The 23,706-nt window shown below is 63.5% G+C and carries 14 protein-coding genes and 2 pseudogenes; 4 read left to right on the top strand and 12 right to left on the bottom strand.

Annotation, left to right across the window (positions count from 1 at the left end):
* Positions 1 to 11: 11 nt before the first annotated feature.
* Positions 12 to 227: a hypothetical protein gene (locus P2G67_RS09060; RefSeq protein ID WP_275822241.1), complete on the top strand. Its 216-nt coding sequence runs from the start codon at positions 12 to 14 to the stop codon at positions 225 to 227.
* Complete coding sequence (locus tag P2G67_RS09055; protein WP_275822239.1) at positions 224 to 1,633, top strand: amidase; 1,410 nt, start codon at positions 224 to 226, stop codon at positions 1,631 to 1,633. The genes P2G67_RS09060 and P2G67_RS09055 overlap by 4 nt, the downstream gene beginning before the upstream one ends.
* 37 nt (positions 1,634 to 1,670) lie before the next feature.
* On the opposite strand, the gene P2G67_RS09050 is transcribed toward P2G67_RS09055, so the two are convergent.
* The 5 genes from P2G67_RS09050 to P2G67_RS09030 are packed head-to-tail and all read right to left on the bottom strand — an operon-like array spanning position 1,671 to position 12,169.
* A complete protein-coding gene (locus P2G67_RS09050; protein ID WP_275822237.1) occupies positions 1,671 to 3,713 on the bottom strand; it encodes a UvrD-helicase domain-containing protein in 2,043 nt (680 codons plus the stop codon).
* Positions 3,710 to 4,216, bottom strand: a complete 507-nt coding sequence (locus tag P2G67_RS09045; protein WP_275822235.1) for a hypothetical protein — start codon at positions 4,214 to 4,216, stop codon at positions 3,710 to 3,712. Before P2G67_RS09045 ends, P2G67_RS09050 begins: the two co-directional genes overlap by 4 nt.
* A 2-nt stretch (positions 4,217 to 4,218) precedes the next feature.
* Positions 4,219 to 7,251: a site-specific DNA-methyltransferase gene (locus P2G67_RS09040; protein WP_275822233.1), complete on the bottom strand. Its 3,033-nt coding sequence runs from the start codon at positions 7,249 to 7,251 to the stop codon at positions 4,219 to 4,221.
* Entirely contained in the window at positions 7,251 to 9,140 is a 1,890-nt protein-coding gene (locus tag P2G67_RS09035; RefSeq protein WP_275822230.1) for a DUF262 domain-containing protein, read from the bottom strand. Before P2G67_RS09035 ends, P2G67_RS09040 begins: the two co-directional genes overlap by 1 nt.
* On the bottom strand, positions 9,137 to 12,169 hold the full coding sequence (locus P2G67_RS09030; RefSeq protein ID WP_275822228.1) for a BPTD_3080 family restriction endonuclease: 3,033 nt from the start codon (positions 12,167 to 12,169) through the stop codon (positions 9,137 to 9,139). The genes P2G67_RS09035 and P2G67_RS09030 overlap by 4 nt, the downstream gene beginning before the upstream one ends.
* A gap of 524 nt (positions 12,170 to 12,693) precedes the next feature.
* Between P2G67_RS09030 and P2G67_RS09025 the strand changes: the two genes are divergently transcribed.
* A complete protein-coding gene (locus P2G67_RS09025) occupies positions 12,694 to 13,386 on the top strand; it encodes a site-specific integrase (protein WP_275822226.1) in 693 nt (230 codons plus the stop codon).
* A gap of 6 nt (positions 13,387 to 13,392) precedes the next feature.
* Positions 13,393 to 14,211, top strand: coding sequence for a tyrosine-type recombinase/integrase (locus P2G67_RS09020; RefSeq protein ID WP_275822224.1), 819 nt, complete (start codon positions 13,393 to 13,395; stop codon positions 14,209 to 14,211).
* 149 nt (positions 14,212 to 14,360) lie between these two features.
* On the opposite strand, the gene P2G67_RS09015 is transcribed toward P2G67_RS09020, so the two are convergent.
* The 7 genes and pseudogenes from P2G67_RS09015 to P2G67_RS08985 all read right to left on the bottom strand — a co-directional run.
* Positions 14,361 to 14,735: a hypothetical protein gene (locus P2G67_RS09015; RefSeq protein WP_275822220.1), complete on the bottom strand. Its 375-nt coding sequence runs from the start codon at positions 14,733 to 14,735 to the stop codon at positions 14,361 to 14,363.
* 107 nt (positions 14,736 to 14,842) lie between these two features.
* Positions 14,843 to 17,704 (bottom strand): ATP-binding cassette domain-containing protein, encoded by a 2,862-nt coding sequence (locus P2G67_RS09010; RefSeq protein WP_275822218.1) that lies wholly within the window; start codon positions 17,702 to 17,704, stop codon positions 14,843 to 14,845.
* Positions 17,701 to 19,869: a cysteine peptidase family C39 domain-containing protein gene (locus tag P2G67_RS09005; protein WP_275822216.1), complete on the bottom strand. Its 2,169-nt coding sequence runs from the start codon at positions 19,867 to 19,869 to the stop codon at positions 17,701 to 17,703. The genes P2G67_RS09010 and P2G67_RS09005 overlap by 4 nt, the downstream gene beginning before the upstream one ends.
* On the bottom strand, positions 19,866 to 21,074 hold the full coding sequence (locus P2G67_RS09000) for an NHLP bacteriocin system secretion protein (RefSeq protein WP_275822755.1): 1,209 nt from the start codon (positions 21,072 to 21,074) through the stop codon (positions 19,866 to 19,868). The genes P2G67_RS09005 and P2G67_RS09000 overlap by 4 nt, the downstream gene beginning before the upstream one ends.
* 131 nt (positions 21,075 to 21,205) lie before the next feature.
* Positions 21,206 to 21,868 carry a hypothetical protein gene (locus P2G67_RS08995; RefSeq protein ID WP_275822214.1) on the bottom strand — a complete coding sequence of 221 codons (663 nt, stop codon included), beginning with the start codon at positions 21,866 to 21,868 and terminating at the stop codon, positions 21,206 to 21,208.
* Positions 21,869 to 22,311: 443 nt separating this feature from the next.
* Positions 22,312 to 23,562: pseudogene (locus P2G67_RS08990) on the bottom strand (IS4 family transposase); the annotation flags it as partial.
* Between the two features lie 23 nt (positions 23,563 to 23,585).
* A pseudogene (locus tag P2G67_RS08985) lies at positions 23,586 to 23,706 on the bottom strand (IS481 family transposase); the annotation flags it as partial.

Genomic DNA, 23,706 nt, shown 5'->3' with positions numbered 1-23,706 from the left:
AGGTAGGGCGCATGGATCGGCTTCAGCGGGACACCATAGAAAAGCTGACGCGGCAACTCGCTTCCTTTCGTTGGGGCGAGGCGGAGATCAGAGAACTGGTCGACCCACAGATGGGCGTCATCACCTCATTCCAGGACCTGTTGGAAAGCCTGGACCGTTTGCGCCGGGTGGACTTGGGTGATGTGCCGCCGGCGGACTGCAGCGTGCGATCCGCGAGCGACCAATGAGCGACGACATCTGCTTCTCGTCGGTGGTCGCGCTACGACAGCGCCTGACCGAGCGATCGATCTCAAGTAGCGAGATCGTCGACAGTTTCCTGAAGAGGATCGAGCGCTACAACGGGGTTTCCAAAGCCTTCATCAACGTCACCGCGGCGCCGGCCATGGCTGCTGCGCAAAGAGCGGATGAAATTAGGGCGCGGGAGGCATCGTCGCTCCTGGGCATTCCCTTCAGCGTGAAGGATCTGATCGACATTGCCGGCGTGGCGACAACGGGCGGCTCGCCGGCTTTCACCGATAATGTCGCGGCCGAGAATGCCTTTCTTGTCAAAAGGATGCTGAAGGCCGGCGCCATCAGCCTGGGCAAGAACAACCTCCACGCCTTTGCCTATGGCGCAACCGGAGAGAATGCCGCCCACGGCACTGCAGTGAATGCCTATGACCATAGCCGCCTTGCGGGAGGCTCCAGCAGTGGCTCTGCGGCGGCCGTTGCCTTCGGCCTGGTCCCGGCCGCATTCGGAACGGACACAGGCGGTTCGGTGCGCGCCCCGGCCGCCCTCTCCGGACTCGTGGGTCTGAAACCCACGATGGGGCGGGTCTCAATGTCGGGGGTCATGCCCTACTGCTGGACACTGGACCATGTGGGCATACTGGCCCGCAGGGTTGCCGACGCCGGTCTGCTGCTCCAGACAGTCGCCGGCTTCGATCCCGGAGATGAGAATTCGGCGAAGGAGCCAGTCGAGACTTACGTGCCGGACCTGGCCGGCAACCTGCGCGGTGTGCGGGTCGGGATTCCGCGCAGCTTCTACTTCGAGAAGTGCGACCCGGAGATTCTGGAGGCGACGCGCCGGGTCATTTCGGCCATGGAGGAGGCTGGCGCCAGTCTTGTCGACGTCGACCTGCCGCCCATGGAGGACATGCGCACGGTCTCCCTCGCCGTGCAGATGCCCGAAGCGCTTTCCTATCACTCCCGCTATCTGGAAGAGAAGGCAGAGCTTTACGAGCCAGACTTCCGCGCCGGACTGGCGCTCGGGCAATGCTTGCTGGCCGAGCACTATCTTCGGGCCAAGCGATTCATCACCCGGTATCGCCGGGAGACAAACGCCCTGTTTGACATCGCCGACGTGATTGTTACCCCCGCAGCGCCGATCATCGCCCCACCGGTCGGGCAAGCCTTCATCGACTGGGGGCAGGATCGGGAACCGGTGGGAAATGCCATCACCCGCTACACCACCTTCTTCAACATGACAGGACATCCGGCGATTGTCTTGCCGTCAGGGCTGCACAGCACCGGCCTGCCGATGGGCGTGCAACTGGTGGGCCGATACTTCAAAGAGCGCTCACTGCTGTCCATAGCAGCTCTGATCGAAGCTCAATCCCCGGCCCTACCTCCTCCCAACCTGAGCACAAGCTAACCCGCGCCGCGTCCCACAGCCCCTCACCACTCCCCACTCATCGCGCCTGCAGATCGTCGAGAAACTCCGAGCCCGGCTCCACGCCGCTGATCAGCAGGCGGTCGCGGGCGCGGGTGCAGGCGACGTAGAGCAGGTGGCGTTCGGTTTCCTGCAGCGCTTCCAGGTCGGCGAGGTCGCCCACGGCTTCCAGGCGGTCCGGGTCCGGCAGCACGTCCTCGTCCACGGCCATCACCGCACAGGCGCGGTATTCCAGGCCCTTGGCGTCGTGCATCAGGATGAGCGGGATGTCGCGGCTGGCCTGTTTGGCGGCGGCGCGGGCGCGTGGGATCTGGCCCGGGGCGCGTACGATCACCGCCATTTCCGCCGGGGCCACGCCCTCGGCCAGGCGGGCGTTCAGCCAGGCGCCCACGGCGGCTGTCTCGGCCTCCGGGTCGTTATGCAGCACCAGTTCGGGCTCCGGCCCCTCGAAGACCGAGACGGTGCCGCGGCGGCTTTCCACGGTGCCGTCCTGGTCGGCGATCTCGGGCGCGAGCAGGCGGTCGGCGGCGCTGCGGATCTGGTGCGAGGTGCGATAGCAGACCTTCAGCACCTGGGCGCGGCCGCGGATGTCCAGCCCCAGCTTCAGCCAGGAAAACGGCAGGTGAAAGATGCGCTGGCCCAGGTCGCCGGTGAAGAAGAGCGCCTCCTCCCGCTTCCCGCCTGCCGCGGCGAGAAAGCGCGCCTGCGCAACAGAGAGATCCTGCGCCTCGTCGACGACGAAGTGGGTGTAGGGCAGCGCCAGGCCCGCTTTGACGGCGGTGGTCAGGCGGCCATAGAGGTCGGCGCGGGTGATCAGCTTGCGCGCGGCCAGCCAGTCGCGCAGGAACGCGAAGACCGCCCAGGCCGAGGCGCGCTGTTTCGGCCCCAGCCGCAGCTTGCGGCCGATGCGGGGCACGCCGGCATAGGCCTTTTCCTCTTGCAGGCCCCAGGCGTCGACCACCTCCTCCCACTCCTCGAAGAGGAATTCGGCCGAGTGCTCGCCGCCCAGCCCCTCCTTCTGGGCGGCGGCGATGGCCGCGCGGAGCTGCGCCGGCTTGGCCAGGTTCGGCTGGCCGAACTGCGCGGCAAAGAGCTCGTAGGCGGCCTGATCGATGGCGCGCACCTGAAGGCGTGCACGCAGATCCGGATGCGCGGCCGTCAGCAGCTCGGCCTTGGCGGCCATGTTTTCGGCCAGGCGCTTGGAGAAGGTGGTGAGCAGCACCCGCGCCGCCTCATCCTCGGCCAGGCGCACCGCGCGGTGCAGGGCGACGATGGTCTTGCCGGTGCCGGCTGAGCCGGAGATGCGTGCCGGCCCGCGCCAGGCCCGCTCGACCGAGGCGCGCTGCAACGGGTGCAAAAACACCGCCCACTTCTCGAAAGGGGCGTCGAGCGCGGCCTTCAACTCCTCCACGCCCTCCACGACACGGAAGCGGCGCTGGGCGTCGGGATGGGCGAAGGGGTCGCTGCCCGGCGCCGCCGGCTCCACGATATGGTCTTCCAGCCGGCCGCCGGTGGCAAAGTCCAGCAGCGCCTCGGCCGCCTCGGCCGGCAGGTCTTCGCAGAGCGCGTCGATCTCCTGTTCCGCGGTCTCGCGCACCGTCTCCAGCCAGGCGCGCGGCACACCGACATCGAGCAGTTGGTCGTCGGAAAGCGCGCGGAAGGGGGGATGCCCCGCCCCAGCCTCCGACGCCCCCGGCGCGGGCGGCTGCGCCGTTTCGGCCGGGACCCCCTCGGCAGGGGTCACGGGCACCTCGACGAACTGCATCGCGCCGGTGCGCTCATGCGGGATCAGGCGCTTGCGTTCGGCCCAGCGATAGGCGGCGTCGTGGTGGTCCACATAGGCGAGCAGGATGCGCTCGCCCGCCTTGTGCAGGATGATGCGCAGGTCGAGGTTCACACGGATCGACCAGAAGCCCTCGGCCTTGTCGATCCGGTGCATCTGCAGCCCCTTGCTCGTCGGATCGAGCTGCAGGTCGAAGGCGGTCAGCTTGACCTGCTTCTGCTCCTGGTTCGAAAGCCGGGCCAGCGCGTCAGTGAATGTGGAGGCGTAGAGAAGTGTCACAGGCTATCGAGACCGTATTCGTCCCCCGCCGCCTCATCCTCGTAGCCCGGCAGATCGTACATCAACGAGACATTGCTCGTTTCGTACCCATCGTCCGATACGACCGCTAGAAAAATCCGTTGAATATCAGAGTCCAGTCCATGGACTCCGCGCTCCCAAAGACTGGCATGTGAGCGCTCGCCGTTTGCGAGCGCACTGCAAAAATCCCTTTCCTCTGCCCAAACACTATCGGAAACGAACTCATTTTCCTGGGGCGATCCATAGACCTGAGTTAGCTGCCTTTTGACTTGATCGTATAATCGGCGCGCTGTTGAGGCCGTCGAATCTTCTCCGAAGTGTTCCGATGTGCCCATCACGCGGACCAGTCCCCGCTCAGGTGTCCATGATCCCATATACGATTTGAACGCCGGATGCGGCTTGGGGACTGAATGCAGGACAATATGGTACGTCGCCATTCCCGATGGCGGGGTTGATCCTGGTTCGAGACCGAACGGTTTTGCCATACCTAGACCTCCATCACCTTCATCACCTCATCCCCCAGGTGGTTGATCACCTTGACCGCCACGCGGCCGCTGTCCGGTCGCGGGAAAGGGCGGGAGCGGGTGCGGTTGAGGCTGGACCAGGCTTCCTCGTCGATCTCGGCTTTCAGCGTGGTCTTCAGCGCCTTGTAGGGGTCGTTGGCGCCGGGGAAGTAGGCGTGGCGCACGCGGAAGTTCTCGTAGTCATAGTCGGTGTCGAGGAACCAGACAGCGATGTCGTCGGCCTCGCCGCTTTCGATCTGCCCGCCCTTGTACATGTCCACGCCCAGCACCTCGACCGAGAGGCAGTCGTCATCCTCCTCGTGTAGTTCAATGTCCGGCTCGCCGAAGACGGTGAAGAGGTTGCCCGCACCCGTGTTGGCGAGGTCGGGCATGTGGAGGTCGGGGTTGATGCGCGCCTGCAGCACGGTCAGTGCGCCCATGCGGTCGAACTCGCCGGCGTGGGCGTCGAAGTTGAAGGCGGCGGCGATCAAGAGGTCGAAGCCAGCCTCCGAGGCCTCGCGCGCCGCGGCGACCAGGTCGGGGCGCGACACGGTGCCGTACTCGGGCCCGACCATGATCGCGGCGCGGCGGGTCGGGTCGCCCGGCTGCTCCTCGCCCTCTTCTGCCTCCTGCAGCGACTTCTGCCGCACCCGGCCCTCGGCGCAGATCCACTTGCCGGGCCAGGGCTTGAGGCTGTCGAAGACCAGGCGGTCGGCCTTGTGCGCCTGCTGCACGCCGGAGCGTTCCAGGTGCTCCAGCACCATGGCGGCGAAGTCAGCGGTCTCGCCGCTGCCGTCCTTCTGCCGCCTGCCTTCGGCCGCCTCCAGCTCGTCGTAGAGGCTGTCGTCCACGTCGACCGCCGGCACGCGGTGCGGCGAGAGGCTCTCCACCGTGAAGGGGCCGGCCACGCGCACCCGCGCCTTGTCCTCATAGGGCTGGTCATAGAGGTATTCGTGATCGGCCTTGGCGGCGATTGACTTGTCGATTTCCTGCTGCCGTTCGATCCGCAAGCGCCACCATTCGGCGTGCAGCTCTTCAGTTTCCGGTTCGTTCCAGGGGTCGACGGCCTGCTCGGGCAGGCTCTCCAGCGTGTAGCTGCGGCCGAGCAGCTCGTTCACCTTGGCGAGCCACTTCGTGCGCACCGCCGTGGAGCCGCTGCGCGTCTTCTCCAGCGCCTTGGCCGCCGCCTCGGGCCAGGGCGAGCCGGGCGCGCGCGGCATGCTCCACTCCTCGAAGGGCGGGTGCGCGGTATCCGCGGCGGGCGGCAGTTCGTGCGGGTTCGCGCGCTCGTAGCCGGCGGCCTCGTCCTGGTAGTGCCGGCCGCGCGCGGCATTGATCTGCCGGCGCAGCGGCTCGAGCTGGCGCTGATAGTGCGCCCAGATGGTGTCGATCTCGGCGTTGTTGGCGATGGCCTTGAGCGTGATGTGCGGCACACGGCGATAGACGAAGCCCTGGCGCAGGCGGCCGTAGGTCGGCTGGGTGGAGGGGGTGGCCCGCGTCACCTCCGCCTCCTTCCTCTGCCCCTCGGGGCTGTCGGCCAGCAGGTACCAGGGATAGCGCGCGCCCATGAGCCGCGCCCGGGCCAGCGCCAGCGCGACGCGGCTGGTGTCGATGGTGATCCAGCGCCGCCCCCACTGCTCGGCGACGTAGGCCGTGGTGCCCGAACCGCAGGTGGGATCGAGCACCAGATCGCCGGGGTCGGTGGTCATCAGGATGCAGCGTTCTACGATCTTTGGAGACGTCTCAACGATGTACTGCTTGTCGCTCGAAAATCCCGCAACAGTCGTGTCTGTCCAAACGTTACTCAATGGATATACAGGATAGTCATCGATAAACCGTACGTAGCGCAGCGTGTTTCCCGCTAGCTCAATGCGGTGACTCTTTATGAGGCGAGGCATGCCAGTTTCGCCAGTTTTCCAGTAACCACGATTAGGTGTTCGTAACTGGCCTTCAAACGCGACCGGGAATGACCCAGGCGGCCTCTGACTTGTTAGGTTGTCGATTGAATATATCTTTGAACCGCTGGGAAGGCTTCCAATGTCGCGTTTCTGATCAGGGGTGAGAGAAACGCGATTTCCATTAGGGTACTCAATTTTATTGTATCCAGAAGCTCCCTCTCCTCCGAAATTCTTCGGCAACATAGCGCATCTATACTTAACTGCACCAAGATCCTTAGCGTACCAAAGGAGGTAATCCGTGACGTTTGGCAAGAACTGTGATGTTTGGCTCGTCGTCTTTACGACGGTGATTGCAGAAAGACAATTCTCCTCCCCAAACACCTCATCCATCAGCGCTCGCACCCGGTGCACGTTCTCATCGCCAATCTGAACGAAGATCGAACCGCTCTCAGTGAGCAGGTCGCGGGCCACGGTCAGGCGGTCGCGCAGGTAGGTAAGGTAGGAGTGAATGCCGTCGCGCCAGGTGTCGCGGAAGGCCTTCACCTGCTCCGGCTCGCGGGTCAGGTGGTCGGCCTTGCCGTCCTTCACGTCGCGGCTGGTTGTGGACCACTGGAAGTTGGAGTTGAACTTGATGCCATAGGGCGGGTCGATGTAGATGCACTGCACCTGCCCCTTGAGGTTCTCGCGCTCGGCCAGGCTCGCCATCACCTGCAGCCCGTCGCCCAGGATCATGCGGTTCGACCAGTGCTGGTCGTGGGCGTAGAACTCGGTGCGCTGTTCGGGGTCGAGGCCGTTGAAGTCGGCAAAAAGGTCCGGCGCCGCCTCGGGCTCGGCATTGCGGTGGCTGGCGCGCTTCAGGTCCTCGATGATCGCCTTGGGGTGGATCTTCTCCTGGATGTAGAGCGGCGGCGCCTTCACCACCAGGTCCGACCAGTCCGCCACGTCCTTCCCGCGCCAGACGAGCTGCGGGTCGAGATCGGGATTGCGCCGTTCATAAGCCGCCAGGATCGGCCGCTTCGTCTCCGCATCGACAAAGGCCTCCAGCTCCGCCGTCGGCGCATTCTTGCGGCTGTCCTCGTCATGGGTCAGCGCCTCGACGCTGAGGGATTTCCTGGCCATTATTCGGCTGCTTCCTGCATGTTTTCCTGGGCCTCCTGTTCGGCCAGCTCCTCGTCCGGCAGCCCCTCCTCTTCATCGTCTTCCCTAAGCACCGCCTTGCCTTGAGCGCGTTGAGCCAGTTCGGCAAGCGCCTCCTTGCGGGCGACGTAGAAGCCCTCGAAATCATCGGCGCGCAGCAACTCGGGTTCGATCAGGTGGGTGCGTAGGATGGCATCGAGCTGTTCCGGGGTGAACTTGTACTTGCGCTCGATCCGCTCGAGATAGTCGGAGGGGGCGTCGCCGCCGATCTCCCGGTTGGTGGCGGCTGAGAGCGCGGTCTTGTTGACGATGCTGTTGTAGTCGTTGGGGTTGAGGCCTTTTTCCTCGCACCACTTGCGGGGAAAGATGTGATGGATGTCCATTGGGTTGCTGTAGACCGTCATCAGGTCCACCGGCTGGCCGCTGATGAAGTCCTCGCAGCCCTCGCGCATCAGGAGCGCGTGCAGACCCTTGTAGGCGGCGGAGAGGCGCATGCGCAGGCTGTCGAGCCGATCCATCTGGAAATAGGTATCCCAAACGGTGCGGGGTTCTGCCTTGTCATCCTCCATCCACTCGATCAGCTGCGGCACGTCGCGCGCAATCTTCGTTTCCGTGGCGCTGCCGTAGTACTCACCGAGCACACCCGACCAGTACCAGTGCCGCAACTTCTCCCGCTGCGGCGCGGAGAGCTTGAAGCCGTAGCGTGCGAAGAAGGCTGCCAGAGCCACCATCTGCGGCGGATAGGGCACATCGCGGCCCCAGACGATCTTCTGGCTATTGAGAAACTTGGCGGCTTCAACAAAGCCCTGCTGCACGTTGTCCGCATGCTTGCGGTAGGCCAAGAGAGGGAGGCCCAGCATCACTTCCCGACGGCAGGAAATCGCTGGCACCGCCTTGCCGGTCTTGCCCTCCGCGAGAGCCTCTTCGTTGAGGTCCATCGTGTGGAGCACGGTGCAGGCTTGCAGGAAGTCGGTGTTCGCGAGGTCGGCAAAGACGCCATCCTTCGGGGTATTGCCGCGCATCTTCTCCAAACGGCCGACGAGGTGTTCCCGGGGGTTGCCGAACCAATCCTCTCGCAGGTTGAAGCGATCCGCCGCGTAGATGGCGGTGACGAGTTCGAAGGCATCCAGCTTCTTGCCACCCACGTTCACCTTCTCGAAGACGGTGCAGACCGCTTCACGGCTGTTGTCCTTGCTGAGCCGAATGACCGGCATCTGATAGTCACGAATGTTGTCGAGGATCGAATTCCGGAGCTCGTTGAGCATGTCCCGCCGATCTTCCTGCCGCCCCATCCAGTAGCCCAGGCAGTCGAAAATCCAGTTCTGCGGATCGAGCGTCTGGTTCAGCGGAAACAGTAGATTTGCGAACTCCAGCTCTGGCGATGACGCATCAATCCCATCAGGCTTCCCAAAGGCACCCTTTTCGCGCCGGTCAGGCGGAAGGGTAAAGATCGCCTCCTCGAAATCCGCCCCTTCCAGCGCGGCCACCACATCGAGATAGAAGTACCGCTGAACCTTCTTTCCCTTGGGCGTGCGGACCTCCGCGGGCTTTCTGGAGTAGATCGCCTGGTAGAGAGAGGTCATTCGCTGCTGCCCATCGAGCAGCAGGGTCTCCGGTACAGGCTGTTCCTCGTCCGGCTTGTGCTCGTAGGGCGTTCCGCGCAGACCCCGTGGCTTGAACTCCACGCTGCCGCCGCGCTCCAAGGTCAAGAGCGCGCCCACCGGAAAGCCCTTTGCGATGCTCGCCAGGAGGCTGCGCACCCCATCCTCGTCCCAGACGTAGTCCCGCTGAAATTCGGGCAGTTGCAGCTTGCCTGCATCCACCTGGCCCAGCAGATCCTTCAGGCTTGTCTTGGTCGTATCGAAGCTCATGCCGGAACCCCCACCCTCTCCTGCGCCGCAACCTCATCAATCCAGGCCTCGATCTTGGCCGCGAACTCGCTCTGGATCGTCCAGCGCGCGGTGAACTCGGCGAAGGCCCAGCGGCCCAGGGTGCCGAGGTTGTTCACGCCGGGCACCCAGTAGGTCGTCATGGTCTCGGCCTTGTCCTTGGCGTCCTCGCCCCGGTAGCCCTTGATCTCGACCACGAGGTTCAGCAGGTCCTCGGCGCCGCGGCCGTCATCGATCTTCAGGATGAAATCGGGGCGGTAGCGCCGCGCCTCGCCGCCGGCGCTGTAGGGCACCTCGAAGCCGAGGTTGTGGTTCTTCACCCAGGCCAGCACGCGCGGATGCCGGTCGGCGACACGGCAGAACTCGATCTCCCAATCGCTATCAGGGACGGCATAGTTGATGTGGCAGCGTGATGACGTCTCGTAGAGATCTTTGCTGGTCAGGAAGCGCACGCCGCGGGTAGTGCCTTCGCGGTTATAGGGATCGAGCAGCGCGAGCACGCGCCCCCCGCCCTCCTGCGCGCGGGTGATCGCCGCCATGATGCGGTCGGCGACCCGGTCGGAGATGCTGGAATAGAGAAGCTGCGCCGGCTGGGTGCCGCCGAGGCAGGTCAGGTGTTCCTTCATCCAGCGGCGCACGATGCGCTTCATCTGCATGATCAGCGCCACGCTGGGCGGCTGGTTCGGCTCGGTCAGGCGACGCTGGACGATCCACTGGGCCAGGTGGAATACGATGGTTGCGGAGCGCACCTCCCCCAGATAGTCGAGGGTCAGGTCCACCTGCTCCCCGATGATGCCGGAATTGATGGTTTCGGTCGCACCCACGAGATCCGGGGTGAGTTCCAGCGCCGAATCCTCGCTGAACTCCGCGCGCAGCACGTCGCGCGGCAGCTCGGTGCGATAGCCCTCGACCCGGGGAAAGCGGATTTCCGCCGCATCGCGCTCCGGGCTCAGCGCCTGGACCTGCACCAGATTTTCGGGGCGCTTTGCCGGCGCGATCACCGGCTGGGCCGTGAAGTCGAAGGGGATGCCGAGCACGTCGGCATACTCAACGGCAAAGAGCCCGTTGTCCTGAAGCTGGTAGGACTGGCGGCGCAGCGCCCGGCCGATCACCTGCTCGCAGAGAAGCTGGGTGCCGAAGGCGCGCACGCCGAGAATGTGGGTGACGGTGTTGGCGTCCCAGCCCTCGGTCAGCATGGAGACCGAAACGACGCAGCGGATGCCCTCCCCGAGCTGCCCCGGCCGGCTGACCGTGTTCATCACCTCGCGCAGGATGGTGGCGTCATCCACCTTCTCGGCCGCTTGGCGGTCGCCGGTGCGGTTGATCAGCTCCTCCTTGAAGCGCTCGATCTCCGGGCTGGCCGCCTCGCGGAAATCCTTGCTAATCGCCTCGCCGCTTTCGAGCTGCTGACTGTCGATCAGCAGCGTGCGCATACGCGGCAGCGCCACGCCATCTGGATGGAAGTTCTGAAAGAGCGGGCAGCGCCCGGCGATGAGCTGCTGATTGCCGTCCTCCCGCTCGATCAGGTAGCCGGAGATGTAGTCATAGACCAGCTTGGAGGTGGCGGTGTTGTTGCAGACGACGATGAAGACCGGATCGACCGGGATGGGGTTGGGGCCCTCCTTCCAGGCCTTGTAGGTCTTCTCATAGTGGCCGTAGAGGGCGTCGATCGCCGAAATCAGCTCATTCGGCAGGTCCTGGGGATCGAGCTTTCTGCCGGCGCTGCGCCCCTTCTTCGGCAGCTTCTTGCCGACGTATTCCCAGAGGTTGCGGAACATCGGCGTGTCGCCGCCGGCCACGTTGTCCATGATCGGCACGCGCGGCAGCTTGACGATGCCGCACTCGATGGCATCCATCAGTGAGAAGTCGCTGACCACCCAGCCGAAAAGCGAGCCCTCGCGATAACCCGAGCCGCGCAGGAAGAAGGGGGTGGCGGAGAGGTCATAGACCATGTTGAGGCCCAGCGTGCGCTTGACCGCCTCCAGGCCGCTGATCCAGAGGCGCGCGGCCTCGTTGTTCTCCTTGGCCTCGCTGAGCTCGTCGCCCTTGAGCGCCTTCTGCTCGTCATCGGGCAGCACGCGCTCGCGGTAGCAGTGATGCGCCTCGTCGTTCAGGACCACGACGTTCTTCAACCCCATCAGATCCCCCGCCACCCGGCGGATCATGGCGCCGTCGCTCTCCTCCTTCGGCTCGGTCTTGAGCGCCGCCTGCTGCACCTTATTGAGCGGGATCTCGTGCTTCTTCTTGAAGGCGTGATAGTTGGTGATGACGATCTTGGCCTTGCCGAGGTCATTCATCATGTCCTCGGGCACCAGCTCGCGGGTCTTGTAGTAGCTCTCGGGATCGCTCGGCAGCAGCACGCGCAGGCGGTCCTTGATCGTGATGCCGGGGGCCACGATCAGGAAACCGCGCGTGAACCTCTTGGCATTCGGGTGCCGCACGGAATTGATCGTGTGCCAGGCGATCAGCATCGCCATCACGGTGGTCTTGCCTGCACCGGTCGCGAGCTTCAGCGCCATGCGCAGCAGCTCGGGATTGGAGGCCCCGTTCGCCGCCTCCAGGTGGCTCCAGAAGCGCCGGCCCTGCTGCGAGGCCTTGGGCGCCACCTCGGTCAGCCAGATCACCGTCTCCACCGCCTCGATCTGGCAGAAAAAGGGCTTCTGGTTCGCGAAGGGATGGCTGCGCCAGTGGCGCAGCAGCCGCGCGGTGGTCGGCGTGACCTGCCACTGGCTTTCCGGCAGCTCGCGCCAACTCTCCACGGCGGAGCGGATGCCGTTGATGACCTCTGTGGGATTGTAGATCTCACCCGCCTCATCCGCGAGGAGGTCGGCCTGGGAGGATGTGCCACCGCGCCGCGCCCGCGGCTTGGGAATGGGCGAGGTCAGCGCGCTGCGCCGGCGCCCCATCTCGACAATGCCCGTGGGCTGCCCCTGCTCATCGAGCTGCCAGTGCCGGGCGGGACGCTCGTAGGGCGAGTTCAAAATCGGCCCGGCAAAAAACGCGCTGCTCATCTCGCCCCCCTTGCGCCGCCAGCGACAGCCAGACGGCACGTCCTTATGACAACTCTATACCCAATTCAGCGAAGCGCATGCAACCAGATGCCGATGCAGCGCGCAATAACTCGCCCGGCGGATGGCTGTGGGAGGGGGGCTTGCAGGGAAGCCGGCAAGCGGCTTCGCCGAAACGGAAGTGGCGTTTGCCGACATAGTGCCGACATAGAAAAAGCAGCCTGTGTCGGCTGCTTTGGGGTTGGTGTTAAGTGGCTGTTTTCTGGGGGTTTTTGGCGCGCCCGGGAAGAGTCGAACTCCCACCTTCTGATCCGTAGTCAGATTGCTTGATTAGTTCGCAGTAAGCCGAGACCTGAGATTTCCTAAGGTAAAGGTTAACAAATGGTTAAAATATGCGATTTTTCAGTGCTTTAGTAATTTTCGTAAAAGTTCGAAGCCCCATGGACAAAAGGCTTGTCAATATATTAGCGTTTGTAGGATGTTTGTAGAACTTTCCCGCTACAAAGCATCTGATGGGGTCAGAAGGTTTGACGACAGACACGAAATCGGGCAGCTGCCGGACGGTCATCACGGTTCATCACCTCAAGGAAGCCAAGGCGATGGCCGAGGCAGGGGGACGCAGTGCGCGCGACATTTTCGAATGGCGCGACCTGCGCAATCCCGGCCTCGCGCTTCGCCTTGAGGGCAAACGGGCGAAGTGGCTGCTGCGCTACAAACGCCAAACCGCAACACTCGGTCTGGCGGAGGAGTTTCCTCCCGAACCAGCCAGGCAAATGGCCAACTCGGTGCGCAAGCTGCTCGATGCCAAGATCGACCATAAGCCCTACTTGACCGCGCGGCGGGTGGGTACAAGCGATAAAGAGGCGTTCCAAGCTGCAATCGATGCTGCCACCCCAACCGAGGAAAAAGGCTGGACGTGGCGCGAGCTTGGACAAGCTTTCATTGAGGAATGGCTTTCGCGTCCGCGGGCAGGCCGCAAATCCAGCCCTTCCACCATCGCAGATGTCCGCTCTCTCTGGCGCAACCCAGCTTTCGAGCGGATCAATGACACCCACCTTATTGACCTGAAGCGGGCCGACATCGAGCGAGTGCGCGATCACATCCTGACGCACAGCGGTGGAACGCGTTCAAATCGCGCGGTGGCCTATATTCGCAGCGCGTTTAACTGGGCATCGCGCTATCACTCGGCCCGTAGCGGATTGAGAGACACGGCTCCGTGATGGACGATGGTTGGGGAAGTTCATCACGAGCAGCCTCGCGACGTTTATCTGACGGTCAGGCAGGTTGGTCGCCTGCTGGCGGTCGCGGAAGCCCACCGAAGCGCTGGTCGCAGAACTGTTTCGACGGGGGTCTATTGGGGCCTGTGGTGGATCGCGCTCACAGGGCAGCGCAAAGGCGCTGCAACTGAGATCCGAAAAGCAAACATTCTGCCGGACGCCGAGGCCGAGGGCTGGCACGTCGCATACTTCACCGCCGAGGAAATGAAGGGGACCCGTGATCACGCCCTGCCCTTCCCTCCCGCCTTGTATCACGTAGTTGAGCAGGCGATGCAGGAGGCCGAAGATGGCCTGTACCCCAACCGAAAAGCTGCCCAGGCGCGACCACCCTCCGCTTTCCTGTTTCCAGCCGTCACGACCAAGTCACGTGTCACTGGGCAACCCCATGACCGCGCCATCGCGGAATCCGCGATCAACCAATGGATCACTCGCCTGCGCAACATGGAGCCCGATCCACTTCAAGGTCTGCCGAAGTTCACCCTCCACGACATTCGCCGCAGCCTTACCACCGCACTCGGCGATGCAGGCTTGCCCGGCATCTGCGCGTCCGCAATCCTCGCCCACTCTGGTGGCAGCAATGACAGCCGGGGCTGGCGAGCAGGCGACGACGCCCAGCAGGGCGCCGCCATCACCCGCCGCGTCTATGACGCAAGCCAACTGCTCCCACAAAAGCGCCAGGGTATGGACTATTGGGTGAATGCCGTGCTCGACGCCTATCAGGATGAAAAGCAGCGCATCCTGATGGCGCGCTATGTCGAGGATGATTGATGGCGCATGCCAGCCAACTCAGTGCGCACCATTTCACCCAATACTGGAACCCCAGGAAATTGAGGGGGCCGAGGGGCGTGATCTACGATTATGCCTTGTAATCCATATTGCATTGGAGCCATATCTGATATGGAATGGCACGTAGCATTTCACGACGCCTTTGCGGAGGAGTTCGCGGATTTGCCGGAGACCGTCAGGATGAATTGCTCGCCCACGCAAGGCTGCGTGAACAGTTCGGGCCCCATCTGAAGCGGCCGCGCGATGACGCCCTCGCTGTCAAAGAGCACCAGGTCCAGCCGGAACTCGTCGAAGCGGCTGCTGTTCCCGTTCTCGAACAGCAGGTAGGCGCGGCAGGCGTTATCGAGCTGCTCGACCTTGTTGAGCTCGACCACGACAGCGGCCTCCCCATCCGCGGGGGCCCCAGGCTCTGTCTGAGCCTCCGTCTGGGCCACGGAAGGAGCCGAGAGTCCGAGCAGCAGGGCGGCGGCGGCCAGGGCGCCGATGGATTTGAAGCGGAAACGCATTAGCGGTTCTACCTCCCCCGTTGGGCATGAAGCGCCGGCAGTCTAGACCGGATCTGCCTTGATCGGAAACAGCCGGTTCACGATTTCTTGCGTTTGCCGCCAGAGGCTCAAGCGCTCGCACGAACCAGCTTCGCAAAGCCACCATCGGCAATCATAAGCTCATCGTAGCTTCCCGCCTCTACTATCCGACCCTTGTCGAGCATCAGGATGCGGTGCGCGTGGCGTATGGTGCTGATGCGGTGCGCGACCACGATCCGGGTCGCCTTCATGTCCAATACACTCTTCATGGCCTTCGCCTGAGCCTGGCTATCGAGCGCGCTGGTTGGCTCGTCGAGCAGGAGCACCGGTGGTCTGGTCAGCAGCGCGCGCGCCAGGGCGATGCGCTGCACCTGTCCACCAGACAGCGCGCGCCCGGCATCCGTCAGCGGGGTATGCAACCCCAGAGGCATGGCCGCCACTTCATCGGCGACTGCCGCCCTGTCGAGTGCCCGCCACACGTCATCCGGCGCGGCCTCGGACATGCCCTTCACGATCTGGTAGATCGTGCCCGGCGGTAGTTTTTCGTCCTGCAGGACGACGCCGATCTGGCGCCGCATCGCGCTCTCGTGCAGCGAGCGCACATCATGCCCGTCGATATAGACCGACCCCCTCGAAGGCTCTTCAAGTCCAAGCAGCAAGCGGATCAAGGTCGACTTGCCGCTGCCGGACGGACCGACGATAGCGATCATTTCGCCGGGCAAAGCCCGAAAGCTCACATGCCCCAGCACCGGTGAGCCGCCTTCGTAGGCAAAGCCGACAGAAGAAAAGACGATCTCGCCGGAAATCTTGCCGGGATCCGTCTTGCCGACCGTCGGGGTGGGCGGGTTCTCCATCAAAGGCCGGGCATATCTCCACCCGGGCCTTTCCATCCACACCAACAGGAGCGCGCGCAGGAAATGACCGGTGGCCGCGAACATTACGCCGAACGCGGTGATGACGGTCACCACCGCCGCCAGTGGCAAGGCAAACAGTCCTTCCCCCCCAGGGTTTGCGTGTTGCATGGTCAGGAAAAGGACGGCAGTAGCGAGCAGGGGAAAGGCGGCCAGCCAACTTTCATAAACGTTCATCACGCGCCGCGCGCCCACCAGGCGGGCACGCATGGCCGAGAAGCTGTCCGCCCAGCGCAGGAGAGCGCGGTCCTCGGCCGCCGCCATGCGGAGCTTGGTGATGCCGGTTACGATCTGCATCATGTGGTTGTCCGCGATGCCGAAGAGCTGATCGCCGCTTGCATAGGCGCGCGCCTGCATCCAGCCAGCGAGTAACCCGACACCAACATGAAAACCAATCAGAGCCGCCGCTACGAGCGCCAGCAGAGGGCTCTTCCAGGTGATCACCAGAAGGCTTGAAACGACGGCGCCGATCACCGCCGCCGCCGCGAAGGCAAACTGGCGCACGCCCTCGAAGGCCGCCAGACCACAGCCAGCACGCGCAGCGATGTCAGCACTCGCGTGTCTGCGCAGGAAGCCGAGAGGCTGGCCGACGATGCGGTCCCACGTCTCCCTGTAGAGTGCAGCGCCGGCGCGTGCAGTGAGACGCTGCCTCGACACCTCGCCCGCTACCTGGATGAAGAAGCCGGCCACGCCCGCCAAGACGATGACGATTCCCACCTGAACAAGATCGGCCTGCATGGCAGCCGGCACCAGCACTCCAAAGACCAGGCTGGTGGCCAAGGGCAGCAGTTGGGCGAGGATGCTCGTGATCACGATCGTCGCCAGCAGCCCCACGACATCGCGGCCGCTCCCCGCCAGACTTGCCAGCTGCAGATTGAGAAAGCCGATTTTCGCCGGCTGCGGACGGAACAGGAGATCTGCCGAGGCTTCAAGCTCTTCGGCTACGCTGCGATCGATGGCACGACGTTTGCCGGTCCTGTCGACCTCGACATAGCCGCCTCTCCAAAGAAGCGCCACAGGCTCGCCCGAGCGCCGGTACCCGAGAAGCGGTCCCCCCTCATAGCGCCACCAATCGCCCGTCAACTCGACCGGTTGCAAGCGCAAGTCGGAGGAGCGCGCGTATTCCTCCAGGGCCGGCGCCACGTCCATCTGCGCTCGACGCGACTTGATCGGCCGCTTGATGCGCACCCCGATCTCGCGGCCGAGATGGCGCAGGATGTCGCCAAGCCCGTCGCCGCCCGCTTCCTGAACGCTCTCCAGCTCGTTGCTCAGAAGAGCGCCAACGCGTCTCGCAGTTTCCTGCCCCTCGACATCTTCGGAGCTTTTGCGGGCACGAACCCGGTTGAATTCGTCTGCCTCGCTGAGACCCCTCACCAGCGGCAGCTGTTCCACAGCGGCGGCATTGAAGCGGTCGAGGGCGTCGAACCAGTCATCCCGTTGAAGCCCGTGGTTCCAGCTGAACGTCTTCACGTCGCCGGCAGATCCGATCGTGATCCAGGCCCCTGCCGGGAGCGGAAGGAGGCCCTCAACCGGCTCCATTCCAAAAAGCTCGGCCCCGACTCCCGCAAGATCGACCCAGACGACGCCGCGCCTGCAGGCAAGCACCATGCCCGGCGCCACCTGAAGAACTCCGGTTTCATCGGCCAGCGTGATGTCGGGATGCGGCTTCGGGTCGATCTGGTCGCTCAGCCCTCGCGCCAAGGCATCGAGCCATGTTGCGACGCCATCCCGAAAGGACTCCAGTGGGTCTGGCACACGCCAGGCGTCATCCGGCAGGCGATAGTAGCGAACATCGGGACTACCGGCGGCAAGCAGTGTCTCCTGCCCAAATGTGCTTGGCAGTGTGCCGAACAGCAGTCCGTTCGTCCCGATGCGCGTGAGCGGCAGCCGCGCGGCAGCCTCATCGCCATGGACTCCGAAGAGATGAGTTTCGCCGGCAAAGACGACGTGGCAGCCAGCTGGATCGTCGAGCCGGAGTGCACGCTCTTCGACCAGAACCGGCAGCACGTCTTCATCCAGCTGCTGGACGGCTTCGCTCACTGCGCTTCCTCGCGCATCAGGTCACGGAACGGGCCCGGCTGCTGGTAAAGGTCCCGAGGCACTCCTTCCTGCACGACGCGACCGCCGTCCAGAACCACCACGCGATCGCATTCCCGGATCGCCGAGTAGCGGTGAGCCATGACGATCTGCGTCGCGCCCAGCCTGCGCAGGTTGGCGAAGAGCCTTGCCTCTGTCTGATAATCGAGAGCCGCGGTCGCCTCATCCATGATGAGGATGCGCGGGTCACGCACCACCGCGCGAGCGATCTCTATCCGTGCGCGCTGTCCTCCGGCAAGATCGGTGCCGCCTTCTCGTACCAGAGCTCCATACCCTCCGGGACGCTTCAAGATCGAGTCGTGGATGAGGGACATGCGAGCGGCATCTACGACCCTCTCCTCCGGCAGGCTGTGGTCAAACAGGCTGATGTTGTCCCTCAGACTCGCCTCGAAGATCGCACTCCTCTGGTCGATGTAGGCCAGGGATTGGCGCAGTTGCTCGCGGTCGATCTCGCACAACTCCCAGCCGTCCAGAAGGATCCTGCCGCCGGTCGGCGGGTACAGACCCGCAATCAGTGCGCCGAGTGTGGACTTGCCCGAGCCGGTCGCCCCGACGATTCCCAGCCTTTCGCCTGGATCCAGTTGCAAGGAGATTCCACTGAGCAGTGGGTGACCTGCCGGCGAAAAGGAGAAGTGCACCTCGTCCAGCTCGATCCTTCCCGTCAGTCGACCCGCGGCCTGAGCCTCTTTGCGCGGCGGTTGGAATTCCTCACTGAGGGGGTGCTTCAGCGTGTCGTCGAGAAGACGGAGGTAGGCCTGCCCGTCCTGGATGCGCGCCCCGAACTGCACGAGCTGGGTGACAGGCGCCAGGAAACTCGCCATCAGGATCTGAAAGGCGATGAGCATACCCAGTGTCATCTGTCCCTGGATGACCATGTTGCCGCCGACGATCAGCACGGTGCCGCCGAGCACAATCGAGGACAGGCCCGGCAAGGAGTTGAGCCGCATCTGGATGCGGCTGATCGCTTGCCGCAGGTTGAGCGTGCGCGCCTGTATCGCGGACAGCTGCTGGCGGAAAAGGCTCTCGCTACCGCTCGACTTGTAGGACTCGATCATTTGCAGGCCCTGCTTTTCCAGCCCGGCCTGCATGTTCATCGCGGCAAGGAGACGCCGATTTTCATCCTCCAGGTTTCGCGTGACAAGCAGCAGAAGAAGAAAGTTGAGGATAGCGGCTGCGGCAACAATGAGCGCAAGGATTGGTGCGTAAAACATCATCAAAGCCAGATAGGCCGAGGCGGTCAGGAGGTTGAAGGCGATAAATCCGACTTCACTCGTCATCAGCTGAGCGACACGGTCGTTGAGCATGACGCGGCTCGCCACTTCGCCCGGTTGACGCTGTGCGAAGTAGGCGATCGGAAGACGCACCACATGGTTGGCAAAGCGCAGCGCGCCGGCGACAGCCAGGCGCGTTTCAAGCCGAAGGAGCGTCTCGCGCTGCAACCAGGTCAGCACCCCGATCAGCACGGCGCAGATAATCATCCCCTGCAGCAGCGGCTTCAGCCAGCTGTCATGGCGATTCACCAGGATCTGGTCGATGAACACCTGCGAAAAGACCGGAACCAGCAGGCCAGGCACGACGAGAACAAGGGACACAAGGACCACGAAGAGAAAGGCGTCTTCGCTGCCCTTCAAGCGTTCGACAAGCGCGTGACGCAATGACGGCTTCTCGCCGGCGCGCAGGAAGCCATCGCCAGGCCGCATGCTCAGGACGATACCGGTGAAGTTCCTGTCGAACTCGGCATCGGAAACGCTGCGCGGCCCAACCGCCGGGTCGTTGAGATGGACCTTGCCGCGTGAAAAGCCTTCCACCACCACGAAGTGGTTCATGCCCCAGTGGATAACCGCCGGAAGCTCCACCTCGCGGAGCTGTGCCGGCTCCATCTTCATGGCCTGCACGTCCATGCCCGACGCACGGGCCGCGCGCACGATCGACCGCGCTGAGCTGCCGTCGCGGGAGACATTGCAGGCAACCCGCAACTCCTCGACGGTGAGCCAGCGTCCGTAATGGGCGAGCATGATGCCAAGCACCACGGCGCCGCATTCCGCCGCCTCCACCTGCAAGATGGTGGGCGTCCGTCGCCGGATCTCCCCTCGAAAGGCCCGCCTCATTCCGTTTGGTCTTCAGGATCCGCGCCAAGATACTTGAACGCCGGGATGGCGAGGGACAGCAGCGAGTTCGATCGCGTGGTGATGCGCACTTCGGCCATGGTGCCGCTCTCGATGCGGGGCGGGTTCGGCCGCTGCGACGACCACATCAGCCGGCCGCTGCCGTCGGGATGGCTCTCCGGGAGCACTGTGACCTCGAAGGGTGCGCCCAGCCTCTGCACGAAAGACTGGACCAGATGATCGTTCTGCAGCGCTCGAAGCATGCCCGCACTGCTGGCGGGCACGTCGCTGACATGTGTCACGGTACCGCGGATAAAGCCATGCTCCTCGCGTGTCGTCGTCGACGGCGAGATCTCGACCTCCATGCCGGGCTGTATCTTCTTGCCATCCGCGGCCTCCACGTAGGTCACAACAATCGGCACTCGCGAAGTCTGCTCCGGGTCTCGCCGCTCGAGGGTGATAACAGGCGTCCCCGACTCAACCATCTGGCCGACATTGACCTTGCTCTCGACCACCCGCCCCACGAACGGCGACCGCACCGCCCCCATTCGCTCGAGCTGTTCGGTCAGGCTCCTGACCTTGCGCAAGGCTTCCGTGATCCGTCGCTCCGCCTCGAGCCTTTCGCGCTGCTCTTCCGTCGCCTCGATCGCCGCATTGCTCGCGATCGCCTCGAGTTCGTCTTCCGCGTCGGCAATCTGGCCCTCGGCGATGAGGATCTCGTGGTTCAGATCGAGCAGCCTGTCACGCCGCACCAGGCCCTTCTCAACGAGCTGCTGAAGATCCCGACCCTGCGCAATGAGGGCGTCGCGCCTCCCCTTGGTCGCCTCGATCCTTTCCCGCAGGGATCGAGCGCGCGCGGCACGAGCCGCATCGCGACTGGCTACATCGCGCTGGTGAAAGTCAGTCAGCTGGTTCAGGAAGGTGCGCGCATCCTCCAGTTCGCCACGCGCAACTGCCAGATTGAGGTCGACATCCGGTTGGCTGATGCGCGCAACGACGGCCCCCTCGGTGATTTCATGGCCAGGCTGTACGGCCAGTTCACGGACCTGGCCGGGGGCATTGGCTACCACGTCGGCGATCCCCGCCGGCGCGAGGATGATGCCCTGACCGCTCACGGCGATCGGAATCCTGAAGAACCCGCTCCAAACGACGGCAGCGAGCGTCAAGGCGGCGACTACAAGGCCGGCGCCCCACAAAGCGGGACGCATGACCTTCAAGGCATCGCTGTACTGGCTATCCGTGGCGACTGATTGGACGGCCTGAGGCCTGAATAACTGCGCCGGTTCCGACATGAGTGGTTATCGATGGCAGTCCCGCTCGCGAGATCGGCCAGATGGACCTAGCGCATATTGTTGATGATGTTCGCGCGGTTATCCTGCATCTTCTTGATGTAGTCGTTCATCAAGTCGTAGGCCTCGTTGCGCTTATTGTCCTGACTTTGCAGGCGCAACATGTCCATATGATGCTGGCTGCGCTCGCTATCGATCGCGCCTCTGACAGTTTCAATAGCCGAACTGAGTTCCTCGGCATCGAGATTGCCGTCATCGTTCGTATCGCCGTCGTCGGTGAAGCCCGCCGCCTCGAACAACTCTGCGTAGGTGGGGCTATTCGGATCATCAGGGTCAATTCGAGCGTCAAGGGAGACATGACCCTCAGCCCCGGCGGAACCGTCATTCAGCCCGTCTCTGGCATTGCTCAGTGCGTCGTGGAGATCCTGCAGGCGCGAAACTTGCTCGTTTCTTGCTTGTACCTCTTGGGCCTGCTGCCGAAGCTGGTCATCCAGGAGCTGCGCACGCTGGGCCTGCACCATCATCAGCGCTGTTTCCAGATCCATCCCGGAGAGGTCTCCATCGCCGATACCGGACAGACCGCCTGACGTACTGCTCAGGCCGCCCGTGACCTTTTCGAGATCCTCCTCGCTCAACACGACAGGATGCTTCTCCGCCATTGCCATCTTCCTCATTCCCGGCTCCAGGAGGAGGCGCTGCTCCAGCGCGCTCATTCAACTGTTGATCATAGAGGCAAGCCGAAAGCAAGGCAACAGACGATGACAATGCTTTCGTGCGTGTACTTCAGGCCCACAGCCCATCCGACCTCGAACAGACCCGCGACGAACAAGATGATCCAGGCCAGGAGTTGGGTTCCGCGAAAGGGTAGATGAGCAGGGTGTACCGTGAGGCCCTCCGCTTCGGCGGACTGGCGGGGAACTGTCAAGGCTCCGGCAATCTGCCCTCGACCGGCAGCGGCTGGAACTGCATGCTGCGCCCTCTCGTTCTCTCTCTCACACGATTTGCTTCTGTACAGGCGTCCGCCTTGCCCAAAGCTGCACTCCCGCCCTTTCCCGACAAGGAGGCTGTTCTGGATTTCATCCAGAACGCCGGCCGCCCCGTCGCAATGCGCGACATCGCGCGCCACTTTGAAGTACGCGGTGCCGACCGCTTTCAATTACCCACAAGTCTTCGATTTGCTTTTTCCCGCACTGTATCCCTCAACAAGGTCGGCCAGCCGTGAGAAGCCCCGCCAGATGACGGTTGCTCCTGGTGGCGCGTCGTGTTTTCGGGCGAGGTAGCCGCCAAGGCGCGCGACACGTATCATGTAGAAGTCAAGGTTGCGCGTGACTGCCAATCCGGCGTCAGGCGAAGAGTCGTCGAGGAATTCAAGTTCCACCTCGGTAAACACAGCTGCCGGGGCGGCGTCGGGATTGCCGCGTCGCAGCATGGTCATCCAGTGGATGCGCCAGGCGACGATGCAGCAGAGCGCAATGCAGTTGGCGATGCGGTCAGCCGTTGTGAGCCGGACCTCCTCGACGCGGCACCCGCTCTTGAGGGTCTTGAAGAAGGTCTCGATGCTCCAGCGCCGCGCATACCAGCCGAGCTTACGGACGGCATCTTCATGCGTCTCGATCTTGAGGTTCGTGATCAACTTCCAGAACAGCGCAGGCCGATTGGCCGGTGGATTGGTCTCCCGCGCATGAATGATCTGAAGCTGCTGATGCTCGTAGTGTTTCTGCTTTCCGACCGGAGGCCGAACCACCATCGTCGCGAACTTTACCGACAAGAGCGCCTCCTGGTCTTGGCCGGAGCCGTCGCGAAAGCGGACTCTGTGCGTGCCACTGGGAGCGACGCCTGCCATCACCTGGGTGATGGTGGTATCGCCACCCTCGGCCAGTCGGTCGACGCAACTGCGAACCAAGAAGTTTGTGCCCAGATCACTCGCCAGGCAGAAGAGCTCGTAGATGTCGCTTTCGCGATCGCCGATGTGGACGCAGCGCTCCGGCGCGCCGATCAACTCGCTTGATCGGCGGAGATTATCAAGCCAGCGGACGCTCTCCTTCCGGTCGATCGGCACGCGGGTCGGGTTGATCTTCCGCTTCAGCGCCGCCGTGCCCTTGAACTTTGCACGCGACCAGAACTTGACAGCGGTCAGGCCAAGCGGCAGCCCCTCGGGCGTGACGGCGAGGCTCGCGTGCATGAGCAGGCCGCAAAGGGTGTGCTGGCGAAAGCGCCCGTCCTTCTCCTTGCGCCCGGTTGAGGTCTTGGTGAAGCCGATCTTTTCGGGCGCAGCCCGCGTGAAGGAGAACTCTGTCGTATCCTGAAGCACCAGAATGGGCCCGTCTATCGCCTGCACGCGCAGAGCAGACGACTGGAAATGACCGGCCAGAATTCGGTCTTCGCTCACCTTCTCGTTTGAAAGAAAGCGATAGGCGGCCTTCTGTCCACTTAACCTTCTTGACTAACGAATGACATGACGGTTTCGATGGGGCGTCTCCCCATGTTGCGGTAGCCGAGATGGGGTCTTTCGGTGTTGTAGTGGAGGAGCCAGGCATCGAGATCGGCCTGC

This window comes from Aquibaculum arenosum, assembly GCF_029222965.1.
GTDB lineage: Bacteria > Pseudomonadota > Alphaproteobacteria > Kiloniellales > DSM-21159 > Aquibaculum > Aquibaculum arenosum.
Note: the sequence above shows the minus strand (reverse complement) of the source record. Positions and strands in the feature narration are given on the sequence as shown.